The sequence below is a fragment of the Erwinia aeris genome, from assembly GCF_041224955.1.
Taxonomy (GTDB): Bacteria; Pseudomonadota; Gammaproteobacteria; order Enterobacterales; family Enterobacteriaceae; genus Erwinia; species Erwinia aeris.
Map to the genome: position 1 here is coordinate 424,898 of NZ_JBGFFX010000003.1, position 12,182 is coordinate 437,079.

Sequence of the window (12,182 nt, forward strand, 5' to 3'; positions counted from 1 at the left end):
TTTAGCTCATCGCGTTAACAACGCAGGAGACCACGATGAAACGTGCATTTATTATGGTGCTCGACTCTTTCGGCATTGGGTCAAGCAAAGACGCTCATAAGTTTGGCGATGAAGGTTCCGATACGCTGGGGCATATTGCCGAAGCCTGCTTTAAAGGCGAAGCGGATATCGGCCGCAAAGGGCCGCTGCATCTGCCCAATCTTACCGCGCTGGGCTTAGGCAAAGCGGCGGAGGCCTCTACCGGTAAGTTCCCATTGGGGCTGGATAAAGACGCTGAAATTATCGGCGCCTACGCCTATGCCAGCGAGCTGTCGTCGGGCAAAGATACGCCTTCCGGCCACTGGGAAATCGCCGGCGTGCCGGTGCTGTTTGACTGGGGCTACTTCACGGAAAAAGAGAACAGCTTCCCGCAGGCGCTGCTGGACGAGCTGGTAGAAAAAGCGGGCCTGCCTGGTTATCTGGGCAACTGCCACTCTTCCGGCACGGTGATCCTTGACCAGCTGGGCGAAGAGCATATGAAAACCGGCAAGCCGATTTTCTATACCTCTGCCGACTCGGTGTTCCAGATCGCCTGTCATGAAGAAACCTTTGGCTTACAGCGCCTGTACGATCTCTGTGAAATCGCCCGCGAAGCGCTGACCGAAGGCGGCTATAACATTGGCCGCGTGATCGCCCGTCCGTTTGTGGGCGACAAAGCGGGGCACTTCGAACGTACCGGCAACCGTCACGATCTGGCTGTTGAACCGCCTTCGCCCACCATCCTGAAAAAGCTGGTGGAGGAAAAAGGCGGCGAAGTAGTCTCCGTGGGCAAAATCGCCGATATCTATGCGCACGTCGGCATCACCAAAAAAGTGAAGGCGACCGGGCTGGACGCGCTGTTTGACGCGACCGTGCAGGAGATGAAAACGGCGCCGGACAACAGCATCGTCTTTACCAACTTTGTGGATTTCGACTCCACCTGGGGCCACCGTCGCGACGTGGCTGGCTACGCGGGCGGCCTGGAGCTGTTTGACCGTCGTCTGCCGGAGCTGATGGCGCTGGTACAAGAGGGCGATATTCTGATCCTCACCGCCGACCACGGCTGCGATCCAACCTGGCAGGGCACGGAACATACCCGCGAGCACATCCCAATTTTGATTTACGGCCCGAACGTTAAGCCCGGCTCGCTGGGATACCGTGACACTTTTGCGGATATCGGTCAGACTGTCGCAACGTATTTTGGCCTGTCCGCAATGGAATATGGCAAAAGCATGCTGTAATCAGCGCAACGTAACACGCCGGTGCAAGCCGGCAAAAAGTAAATAAGGATAAAAGATGGCTACCCCTCATATTAACGCAGAAATGGGTGATTTCGCTGACGTGGTGCTGATGCCGGGCGATCCGCTGCGCGCAAAGCACATTGCGGAAACCTTTTTGCAGGATGCCGTGGAAGTCAATAACGTGCGTGGGATGCTGGGCTATACCGGCACTTACAAGGGCCGCAAAATCTCCGTGATGGGCCACGGCATGGGCATTCCTTCCTGCTCAATCTACGCCAAAGAGCTGATCACCGAATTCGGCGTGAAGAAGATTATTCGCGTAGGCTCCTGCGGCGCGGTTCGTGAAGACGTGAAGCTGCGCGATATCGTGATCGGTATGGGTGCCAGCACCGATTCCAAAGTGAACCGCATGCGCTTCAAGGATCACGATTTCGCGGCCATCGCCGATTTCGATATGGTGCGCGACGCGGTAGACGCGGCGAAAAACCTGGGCGTGGAAGCACGCGTCGGCAACATCTTCTCCGCCGATCTGTTCTATACGCCGGATCCGCAGATGTTCGACGTGATGGAAAAGTACGGCATCCTGGGCGTGGAAATGGAAGCAGCGGGCATCTATGGCGTGGCGGCGGAGTTCGGCGCGAAAGCGCTGGCTATCTGTACCGTTTCCGACCATATCCGCACCCATGAGCAGACCTCGGCGGCCGAGCGTCAGACCACGTTTAACGACATGGTTGAGATCGCGCTGGAATCCGTTCTGCTGGGCGATAAAGCCTGATTTAAGCGGCCGCTGCCCTCAGCGGCCGTTGGCTAAAACCGGTCGGAGAACCGACCGGTTTTCCCGTAAAAGTATCTATTCATCTTTCCCGCTCGTTTTTTGTCATTGTCCTTTATCCTCAGGCAATTAAGTGATAAGTATCTATTCATAAATCTATTCACGGTCAGTCATTATGTCTGCAATAACGTCACTTTTGCTGCACGGCCCGCTTGATGCCGCCACGCTGATCCAGCGCTCAGGCGTCAGCCAGGCCACGCTGTCACGCACGCTTTCCGCTCAGCCGCAGGTGCTGAAGTTTGGCCGTGCGCGCGCCACGCGCTATGCGTTGCTGCGACCGGTGCGGGAAGAGTGCGTTTTTCCGCTCTGGCAGATTGATGAGCAGGGCCGTGCGCAGGAAGCCGGTCGGCTTTACAGTATCTGGCCCGCAGGAAGCTGCCTGATAGAAGATATGCAGGGAGACTGGCAGCAGTTCGACGGCCTGCCCTGGTATCTGAGCGATATGCGGCCACAGGGTTTTCTGGGACGCGCGTGGGGCAAAGAGTGTGCGTTACAGCTCGGATTGCCGGAAGACAGCCGACAGTGGAATGAAGACCATTGCCTGCTTGCGTTAACGAGACGCGGCAGCGATATTTCCGGCAACTGGCTGATCGGCACCCAAAGCTATCAGCAATGGTTACAGCAGCCCGTGCCGCAGCCCATCAGCCCGCAGGAAAAACGCTATCGCTATCCGCAGCTGGCGGAGAAAGTGCTGACCGGCGAAGATATCGGATCCTCTGCGGGCGGCGAACAGCCGAAATTCGCCTGCTGCGTTGAACGGGCCGACGGTAGCGGCGTGCATCTGCTGGTAAAATTCACGCCGCCTCAGCGTAACCAGAACAGCCAGCGCTGGTGCGATCTGCTCAGAGCAGAAGCGCTGGCATTGCAGCTGCTGGCTGAAAATGGCCTGGCGGCGGCGCAGGGCAGCATTTTTAGTGCGCCGGACGGCCAGACCTTTCTGGAAGTCGTGCGCTTCGATCGTATTGCCGATCGAGGCAGAAAAAGTCTTGTTTCGCTGGAGGCGGTACAGGCTGAATATCTCGGCAGCCAAACCCGCTGGCCGCAGGCGTTAGCCATGCTGGCAGAGCAACGGTTGATATCCCTGGAGGATGCAACGCGCGGTACGCTACAGTGGGCGTTTGGCCGCCTGATCGCTAACGGTGACATGCACAGCGGCAACCTGTCGTTTTTCCGGCAGGCCGCCGGGCTGAGCCTGACGCCCGCTTACGACATGCTTCCCATGAGTTTTGCGCCGAACAGCAGCGGGCACATGCGTGATAAGCCGCCGCAGATTGCCCTCGATCCCGCCGTGCCGCGCGAGGTGTGGTTTCGGGCATTAGCAATGGCGCAGCGCTACTGGCAGATGATTGCCGCAGGCGCTGAATGGAGTAATGAGTTTTGCCGGATTGCGGCGGCTATGCAGCAGACGCTGAACGCGCTGCCGCCGCAGATTGAGCGAATGGCGTAAGAGGTGAAGGCCGCCCGGAAAAATGCGACCGCTAGCTTTTATCCGCAGGCGCGTCGTCGCCGTTATCTTCTTTTACCGGACGGTTAGCGGTAAGCAGAAAGGGCGACTGCTGCCAGCGCGTGCGGCGATCCCGCAGCAGCGTACGGGTAAGGATAATGCCGATAGCCAGCGCCAGCAGCATCATCAGGCGCAGGATATTGGTGGTGTTATCGACCTGCCGCGAATCCGTCACCAGCACGTGGGTATCCAGCGTAACGCGCAGAAAGCCGCGCGGCCCGTCAGCGCTGGCCAGCGGCTCCACCAGCTGATGGTTGAAGTAGCTGCCGGCCCGTTGCCCGTCCAGCGCCAGCCGGTCGCGCACGTTAATGGTTTCGCCGCTGCGCGCCAGTAGCGTGCCGCTGTCGTCATAGACCGATGCGTCCAGAATGCGGCTCTCTTTGGTCAGCTGTGCGAGAACATCGATAATCTTCTGATGGTTGTCATCGCTGTTTTCCATCAGCGGCGACAGGCTAAAGGCGACCTGGCGAGTCAGCGTGCGCGCCAGCTCCTCCACCTGCTCCGAGCGGGCCATCTGATGGCCCATGCTGAACCATGATGCGCCCTGCATCAGCACGACCAGCAGCGCCAGGCAGATCAGGACGATTACCGTGCGGTGCAGCCGAAATGTTAGTTTGGCTTTTGCCATTTTTGCCCTTCACCTATTGTCCGGAAACGGAACCGCATTTATGTTGCCAGAAGCGGGCGAGACAGGGTAGCCTCTTGCGTGATTAAACTGTCCCCTACAGGAGCTGTAATGCCAAATAGTCTGACCTGGTGCGACCTGCCTTCGGATGTCTCTCTCTGGCCGGGTTTACCTCTTTCCCTCAGCGGCGATGAAGTGATGCCGCTGGATTATCGCGCTGGCCGCACCGGCTGGCTTCTGTATGGGCGCGGCCTGAATAAAGATCGCCTGACGGCGCTACAGCACAGGCTGGGGGCGGCGATGGTTATCGTCAGCGCCTGGGTGGTGGAGGACTATCAGGTTATCCGGCTGGCGGGCTCGCTGACGCCGCGCGCGGCCAAACTGGCGCACGAAGCCGGGCTGGACGTGGCGCCGCTGGGCCGAATTCCCCACCTGAAAACGCCGGGTCTGCTGGTAATGGATATGGATTCCACCGCTATCCAGATTGAATGTATCGACGAGATCGCCAAACTGGCGGGCAGCGGCGAGCTGGTGGCGGAAGTGACCGAACGCGCGATGCGCGGCGAACTCGATTTTACCGCCAGCCTGCGCCAGCGCGTGGCTACACTTAAAGGCGCCGACGCCAATATTCTGGCACAGGTCAGGGCGGAAATGCCGCTGATGCCGGGTCTCAGTTCGCTGGTGCACAAGCTCCAGGCGCTGGGCTGGCAGGTGGCGATCGCTTCCGGCGGCTTTACCTATTTTGCGGAATACCTGCGCGATAAGCTGCGCCTTTCCGCGATTGTGGCGAACCAGCTGGAAATCCGCGACGGCAAGCTGACCGGCGAAGTGCTGGGCGATATCGTCGATGCGAAATACAAAGCCGAGACGCTGCGAAAGCTGGCGAAGCGCTTTGAGATCGCGCCGGAACAAACCGTGGCAATTGGCGACGGCGCCAACGATCTGCTGATGATCCAGGCGTCCGCGCTGGGCATTGCCTATCACGCCAAGCCGAAAGTTAACGAAAAAACAGAAGTTACCATCCGTCATGCTGACCTGTTAGGCGTGCTCTGCATCCTGACCGGCAGCCTGATCCATGAAGAACGCTAAGGGGTAGATTTGGCCAAAGCGGTAAAGCGCGCCTTTGTTTGTAATGAATGCGGCGCAGATTATCCACGCTGGCAGGGGCAATGCAGCGCCTGCCAGGCCTGGAACACCATCACCGAGGTGCGCCTGGCGGCGTCGCCAACGGTGGCGCGTAACGAACGTCTGACCGGCTATGCGGGCAGCGCCGGCCCAAGCCGCGTGCAAAAACTGTCGGACATCAGCCTGGAGGCGCTGCCGCGCTTCAGCACCGGCTTTAAGGAGTTCGACCGCGTGCTGGGCGGCGGCGTGGTGCCGGGCAGCGCCATCCTGATCGGCGGCAGCCCCGGCGCGGGGAAAAGTACGCTGCTGCTGCAAACGCTCTGCAAGCTTTCCGAGAACATGAAAACGCTCTACGTCACCGGCGAGGAGTCGCTGCAGCAGGTGGCGATGCGCGCGCACCGGCTGGGTTTGCCGACCGCCAATCTGAATATGCTTTCGGAAACCAGCATTGAGCAGATCTGCCAGATCGCCGAGCAGGAAGAGCCGAAGCTGATGGTGATCGACTCCATTCAGGTGATGCATATGGCGGATATCCAGTCCTCGCCCGGCAGCGTGGCGCAGGTCAGGGAAACCGCCGCTTACCTGACCCGCTTTGCGAAAACACGCGGCGTGGCGATCGTGATGGTCGGCCACGTTACGAAAGACGGCTCGCTGGCGGGGCCAAAGGTTCTGGAACACTGCATCGACTGCTCGGTGCTGCTGGATGGCGATGCGGATTCGCGTTTTCGCACCCTGCGCAGCCATAAAAACCGCTTCGGCGCGGTGAACGAGCTGGGCGTGTTCGCCATGACCGAACAGGGGCTGCGGGAAGTCAGCAATCCTTCCGCCATCTTCCTCAGCCGCGGCGACGAGGTCACCTCCGGCAGTTCGGTAATGGTGCTGTGGGAAGGCACGCGGCCGCTGCTGGTTGAGATCCAGGCGCTGGTGGATCACTCGATGCTGGGGAATCCACGCCGCGTGGCGGTCGGCCTGGAGCAGAACCGTCTGGCGATCCTGCTGGCGGTGCTGCATCGTCACGGCGGTCTGCAAATGGCCGATCAGGACGTTTTCGTCAACGTGGTCGGCGGCGTGAAGGTCACGGAAACCAGCGCCGACTTAGCGTTAATGCTGTCGATGGTCTCCAGCCTGCGCGATCGCCCTTTGCCGCAGGATCTGGTGGTGTTTGGCGAGGTCGGGCTGGCCGGAGAAATCCGTCCGGTGCCGAGCGGCCAGGAGCGTATTTCCGAAGCGGCCAAGCACGGCTTCCGTCGCGCCATTGTGCCCATTGCCAACGTGCCGAAGAAAACGCCGGAGAACATGAAGGTGTACGGCGTGAAAAAGCTGGCCGACGCGCTGGCGATCCTCGACGAGCTTTAACTTAAAAGCGGAGCGTGTTGCGCGCTCCGCATTTCAAAGCGGCGGAACGTACGCCCGTTATGCAGGAGGCACCCGGTGTCGTCATTTGATTATCTGAAAACGGCTATTCGCCAGCAGGGCTGTACGTTGCAGCAGGTGGCGGAAGCCAGCGGCATGACCAAGGGCTACCTCAGCCAGCTGCTCAACGCCAAGATCAAAAGCCCCAGCGCGCAAAAGCTGGAGGCGCTGCACCGCTATCTTGGCCTGGAGTTTCCGCGCCGTGAAAAAACCATCGGCGTGGTGTTCGGCAAATTCTATCCGCTGCATACCGGCCACATCTATCTGATCCAGCGCGCCTGTAGCCAGGTTGACGAGCTGCATATCATTATGGGCTACGACGAGTCGCGCGACCGCGAGCTGTTCGAGGCCAGCGCCATGTCGCAGCAGCCGACCGTCAGCGATCGCCTGCGCTGGCTGCTGCAAACTTTTAAGTACCAGAAAAATATCCGTATCCATTCGTTTAACGAAGAGGGTATGGAGCCTTATCCGCACGGCTGGGACGTCTGGAGCCGGGGCATCAATGACTTTATGGAAAACCACGGTATTGTCCCCAATCGGGTTTATACCAGCGAAGAGCCGGATGCGCCGCAGTATCAGCAGCATTTGGGCATTGAGGCGGTGCTGATCGATCCTAAACGATCCTTTATGAACATCAGCGGCGCGCAGATCCGCCAGGATCCTTTTCGCTACTGGGAATATATTCCGACGGAAGTAAAACCGTTCTTTGTGCGCACGGTGGCTATCCTGGGCGGCGAGTCGAGCGGTAAATCGACGCTGGTTAACAAGCTGGCAAATATTTTTAACACTACCAGCGCCTGGGAATTTGGCCGCGACTACGTGTTCTCGCACCTGGGCGGCGACGAGATGGCGCTGCAATATTCTGACTACGATAAGATCGCGCTGGGCCAGGCACAGTACATCGATTTTGCGGTGAAATATGCGAACAAGGTCGCCTTTATCGATACCGACTTTGTGACGACCCAGGCCTTCTGTAAGAAGTATGAGGGGCGCGAGCATCCTTTTGTGCAGGCGCTGATTGATGAGTACCGCTTTGATTTGGTGATCCTGGTCGAGAACAACGTCCCCTGGGTAGCGGACGGGCTGCGTAGCCTCGGCAGCTCGGTGGATCGCAAAGAGTTCCAGGCGCTGCTGGTTTCCATGCTGGAGGCGAACAATATCGATTTTGTGCACGTCGAGCAGGATAGCTACGACGAGCGCTTTCTGCGCTGCGTGGAGCTGGTGCAGGAGATGCTGGGCGCGCGTTCAACCGGCGGCTGAGCGAATAAAATAAAGGGAGCGAAGCACGCTCCCTTTTTGTTCGTTAAGCCAGCGCCCGCAGCGCGTTGACGCTGCGCTCACGCACAAAGATACCCAGCAGCGCCATTCCGGTCAGCGCCAGTACGCTGGCCAGTAAAAAGGCCGACGAATAGCCGCCGCCATACTGGATCAGAAACCCGGTGATGCCCGGCGACAGGATACCCGCCAGGTTCGCCAGCAGATGCACAAATCCGCCGGCGGTGCCGATGCGCTCGGCGGGCACGATATCCTGCAGCAGCGACCAGCACGCCTGTGGCGTCATATAGGCGAACACGCTGGCCAGCGTAATCAGCGAAACCGCCAGCGTGACGCTGCTGGCCCAGGCCGTTAGCATCACGCAGACGGCGGCTACCGCCAGCCCAGAGAAGATCACCAGCTTGCGCGACAGCAAAAAATTGCCGGTACGGCGGAACAGCGCATCGGAAATCATGCCGCCGCCGATAAAGCCGATGGTCGCGCCCAGCCACGGCAGAATGCCGATCAGGCTCATGCTTTTAATATCCAGATGCTGAAAGTCGGTCAGGTAGCTGGGCAGCCATGACAGAAAGAAAAACTGGATGTAGTTAAAGCAAAAGAAGGCTGCCGCGACGCCCAGTACCGGCAGCGACAGCACGTAGTGCCAGAGCGGCGTCTTAGCCTGGCCCGTCGGGGTAACGCGAGTGGCGGGGCGCTGAGCGGCGATCATCTGTCTTTCCGGCTCGCTGACGCGCGGATGGTGTTCCGGCCTGTCGCGAAACAGCCACAGCCAGAAAGCCAGCCAGACAAAGCCCAGCGCGGCAATCACGATAAAAGAAACGCGCCAGCCGAAGTGCAGCCCGACCAATCCTACCACGGGCGCGGCGATAGCGGCGCCCAGCGGCTGACCGGCATTGGTGAAGCCGACGGCGCGGCCGACTTCCTTGCGCGGGAACCAGTTGGAGATCGATTTATTGGTGGTGGTGCCCATCGGCCCTTCGCCGATGCCAAACAGCACGCGGACGATCAGCAGGTGCGTAAAGCTGCCCGCCAGCGCCGTCGCGCCGCAGAACAGCGACCAGACGGCCGCCGCCCAGCCAAATACCTTGCGCGGGCCGTAGCGATCGGCGCCCCAGCCGCCCAAAAAGCAGAACAGGCAGTAGCCGATAAAAAAGCAGCTGAACAGGATGCCCATCTGCGCGTCGTCAATCTGCAAATCCTTTTTCACCAGCGGCGCCATCACCGACAGCGCGGCGCGATCCAGATAGTTGAGCACGCCCGCGAAAAACAGCAGCAGCGCCACAACGCTGCGATAGTTTTTAAACATGACTGGCCTCCGCGCTTAAGGTGATATGGCTGACGGTATGAGCTTTCAGCACGGCCAAATCGGGCGAGAAACCCAGGCCTGGCGTAGTGGAGAGGGTAAGCGTCGGGGAAAAATCGAGCTGCGGATAGAGCTGCGGCGTGAAGCGGATCCAGGGCACTTCCAGCAGAATATCCTGCGGCAAGGCGGCTACCAGGTGCGCCGTCGCCAGCAAACCTGCGCCGTAGTAGAAACAGTGCGGCACCACTTTAATGCCGTGCCCGGCCGCCTGGGCCATCACGCGCAGCATGGCCGTGATGCCGCCTACTTTTGCCACGCTGGGCTGCAGCACGTCCACCGCCGCCGCAGAGTAAAACGGCTCGAATCCCCAGTCACCGCAAACATTTTCCCCGGCGGCTATCGGCGTGCCCGCGCGGCGTACCGCCGCCAGGCCTGCAATATCATCCGGCGGCCAGATCGGCTCTTCCAGCCAGCCCAGCTTTAATTCCGCCAGCTGGCGAGCGCGGGCGGTGGCTTCTGCTACCGTCCACGGGCAGTTTACGTCCACCATCAGGGTCGCTTCCTGCGGCAGCGCGGCTCTGGCGGCGGCAATGGCGGCGTAATCGGTTTCATGCAGCTTCATCGTGCGAAAGCCCGCCTGCCAGGCGCGCCGTACCTGACGAGCGACCTCTTCCGGCTGGTTGTTGTAGCTGACCAGGCTGGCGTAGAGGCCGATCTCGCTGCGCGTCGCGCCCAGCAGCTGCCATAAAGGCTGGCCAAGATGCTGACCCAGCAGATCCCATAACGCGATATCGATAGCCGACAGCGCATAGCGTACCGGCCCGCTGCGGCCAAAAGCGTGCAGCGCCTGCTCCGCCTCGCTAACCAGCGCCGTCAGCGCCTCGCGGCTTTCGGGCGCCGTTTTTCCCAGAAAAAGCGGGATGACCAGCGATTCCAGCGCCTGAAGCGTCACCGGATTGCATAAATGGCCGAAGCCTTCACCCCAGCCCTGGCGGCCATCGTCCGTGGTAATGCGCACCAGCAGCGTTTCCATTTTCTTTAACGCAGGCGAAGCGGCGTTCCAGGCCGTTGTCTGCTCCTCTGGCGTACTGCGATCGCTTTCAAAAGGAATAGCGAGGCGGATCGCCTCAATGTGACTGATTTTCATGCCATAAACCTCATCGGGTAGGGAGGGAGACAGCGGCTTGTAATCAGATTTATGAGCGCCGGCTGCCTGTTGCCGTTTCAGTATAAAAAAGCGTCCAGGCGGCGGCATCGTACAGCCGCACAAGGATGGCGGGGCAAGGCGAGGGAAATTTTGGCATCTGGCTAAGCGGCTGCGGGACAGCTCACAGAAGCGGCGGATAAAAAGATCGGAAAGGGCCGTCAGCGTTACCCGACGGCCCTGTAAAAGGCGCTTGCGGCACGCCAGCTTTCATCATCTCCAAAAAGGCAGGGTTTCCCCCGCCTTCAGGTAGCTACTTGCCGGATTCGTAAGCCATGAGCGCCGCCACCTCCCTGTTACCGTCCCTGTAGCGGATCTCGCAGAGCGATTTCCTTACCAGGCCGGTGAATAGTAACAGCGTGAGACACACTATTAATATGCACAGGATAAGCGTGTTATGCGGTATTTTCATGGCTGCCTTCTCCTTGCCTTGCGGCGGGCAAGAGGCTATTCTGATGCTGTTGGTCATGCAGAACGCCTCGTTGGTTAATTGAAAAATGACCTTCGGGGCTTTCTTCTTTCTGCCACACTCTCCATCAGCATCGCTGCCAACGACATGAGGCAAAAAGCCTCAAGCGCCGACGCCATTATATCGTTTCTACCCTCGAAGGATTGCGAGCCGTCTCGGGAGTTCGATTAATAAACCATCACCACTTTACCGCGCATATGGCCTTCCAGCACCAGACGGTGCGCTTCCGTCAGCGTTTCCACGCTCAGTCCCTGCAGCGTTTTGCTCAGCGACGTGGTGACTTTTCCGTCGTCCAGCAGTTTCGCCGTGGCGTCCAGAATTTCACCCTGGCGAGCGATATCCGGCGTGTTATACATGCTGCGGGTATACATAAACTCCCAGTGCAGCGCGGCGCTTTTCAGCTTGAGCTGATCCATATTGAGCGGCTTTTCGTTTTCCACGATGGTGCAGATTTGCCCCTGCGGCGCGATCAGCTGTGCCAGCGTCTCCCAGTGGCCGTCGGTATCGTTCAGGCAGAAAATATAGTCGACCTGCTTCAGGCCATGTTTTTCCAGTTCCGCAGGCATATCTTTATAATCGATAACCAGATCCGCGCCGCGATCTTTACACCACTGCGCCGAGTCAGGACGGGAGGCGGTGGCGATGATGGTGACCTTGCTGTGCAGCTTAGCGAAAGGAATAGCCAGCGAGCCTACGCCGCCTGCGCCGCCAACAATCAGCAGCGTTTTGCCTTCTTCAGCCTTATCAATCAGCAGGCGGTCAAAGAGACCTTCCCAGGCGGTCAGGGCGGTCAGCGGGATCGCGGCGGCTTCGGCCCAGTTTAGCGAGGTGGGCTTGTGGCCGACGATGCGGGAATCGATCAGCTGCTGCGTGGCGTTGCTGCCCGGACGGGTGAGATCGCCCGCATAGTAGACTTCGTCGCCGACTTTAAAATTGCTGACCTTGCTGCCGACTTCCAGCACCACGCCGCTGGCGTCCCAGCCCAGAATGCGCGGTTCCTTAAGGCCGTTTTTCTGCGCGCCCTTATGGACTTTGGTATCCACCGGATTCACCGAGGCGGCTTTCACTTCGACCAGCAGGTCGTAACCCTCAGGGCCACGCTTATCTGTTTGTATTTCAATAAATTGATCCGGTTTTTCTGGATTAACGGCAATAGCTCTGATTGTCATAACA

The 12,182-nt window shown here is 59.3% G+C and carries 11 protein-coding genes; 6 read left to right on the plus strand and 5 right to left on the minus strand.

Translation table 11 applies throughout. The annotated features are described in order from the left end of the window. Window positions 1-35: 35 nt before the first annotated feature. From deoB to yjjJ, 3 genes are all read left to right on the plus strand, one after another. Entirely contained in the window at window positions 36-1,259 is a 1,224-nt protein-coding gene (gene deoB, locus AB6T85_RS08250) for a phosphopentomutase (protein WP_369895253.1), read from the plus strand. 55 nt (window positions 1,260-1,314) lie between these two features. Then, complete coding sequence (deoD, locus tag AB6T85_RS08255; protein WP_125290481.1) at window positions 1,315-2,034, plus strand: purine-nucleoside phosphorylase; 720 nt, start codon at window positions 1,315-1,317, stop codon at window positions 2,032-2,034. A 172-nt stretch (window positions 2,035-2,206) separates the two neighbouring features. Beyond that, the gene (gene yjjJ / locus AB6T85_RS08260) at window positions 2,207-3,538 is read left to right on the plus strand and encodes a type II toxin-antitoxin system HipA family toxin YjjJ (protein WP_369895255.1); all 1,332 of its coding nucleotides are present in this window, start codon (window positions 2,207-2,209) and stop codon (window positions 3,536-3,538) included. A 31-nt stretch (window positions 3,539-3,569) separates the two neighbouring features. Here the strand turns inward: yjjJ and AB6T85_RS08265 are convergent, their stop codons facing one another. Further along, window positions 3,570-4,223 carry a YtjB family periplasmic protein gene (locus AB6T85_RS08265; RefSeq protein ID WP_253455437.1) on the minus strand — a complete coding sequence of 218 codons (654 nt, stop codon included), beginning with the start codon at window positions 4,221-4,223 and terminating at the stop codon, window positions 3,570-3,572. 108 nt (window positions 4,224-4,331) lie between these two features. On the opposite strand from AB6T85_RS08265, the gene serB reads away from it, so the two are divergent. The 3 genes from serB to nadR all read left to right on the plus strand — a co-directional run bounded on the left by serB (window position 4,332) and on the right by nadR (window position 8,018). Then, a complete protein-coding gene (gene serB / locus AB6T85_RS08270; RefSeq protein WP_369895256.1) occupies window positions 4,332-5,309 on the plus strand; it encodes a phosphoserine phosphatase in 978 nt (325 codons plus the stop codon). A gap of 9 nt (window positions 5,310-5,318) precedes the next feature. After that, a complete protein-coding gene (gene radA / locus AB6T85_RS08275; RefSeq protein ID WP_369895258.1) occupies window positions 5,319-6,701 on the plus strand; it encodes a DNA repair protein RadA in 1,383 nt (460 codons plus the stop codon). A gap of 75 nt (window positions 6,702-6,776) precedes the next feature. Further along, window positions 6,777-8,018 carry a multifunctional transcriptional regulator/nicotinamide-nucleotide adenylyltransferase/ribosylnicotinamide kinase NadR gene (gene nadR / locus AB6T85_RS08280; RefSeq protein WP_125290485.1) on the plus strand — a complete coding sequence of 414 codons (1,242 nt, stop codon included), beginning with the start codon at window positions 6,777-6,779 and terminating at the stop codon, window positions 8,016-8,018. Window positions 8,019-8,061: 43 nt separating this feature from the next. On the opposite strand, the gene AB6T85_RS08285 is transcribed toward nadR, so the two are convergent. The 4 genes from AB6T85_RS08285 to AB6T85_RS08300 form a co-directional block, all read right to left on the minus strand. Further along, window positions 8,062-9,339 carry an MFS transporter gene (locus AB6T85_RS08285; protein WP_253455427.1) on the minus strand — a complete coding sequence of 426 codons (1,278 nt, stop codon included), beginning with the start codon at window positions 9,337-9,339 and terminating at the stop codon, window positions 8,062-8,064. Next, window positions 9,332-10,483: a mandelate racemase/muconate lactonizing enzyme family protein gene (locus tag AB6T85_RS08290; RefSeq protein ID WP_369895259.1), complete on the minus strand. Its 1,152-nt coding sequence runs from the start codon at window positions 10,481-10,483 to the stop codon at window positions 9,332-9,334. Before AB6T85_RS08290 ends, AB6T85_RS08285 begins: the two co-directional genes overlap by 8 nt. 310 nt (window positions 10,484-10,793) lie before the next feature. Then, a complete protein-coding gene (locus AB6T85_RS08295) occupies window positions 10,794-10,952 on the minus strand; it encodes a type I toxin-antitoxin system Hok/Gef family toxin (RefSeq protein ID WP_253461128.1) in 159 nt (52 codons plus the stop codon). A gap of 224 nt (window positions 10,953-11,176) precedes the next feature. Next, window positions 11,177-12,178: a zinc-binding alcohol dehydrogenase family protein gene (locus tag AB6T85_RS08300; protein WP_253455423.1), complete on the minus strand. Its 1,002-nt coding sequence runs from the start codon at window positions 12,176-12,178 to the stop codon at window positions 11,177-11,179. Window positions 12,179-12,182: the final 4 nt, after the last annotated feature.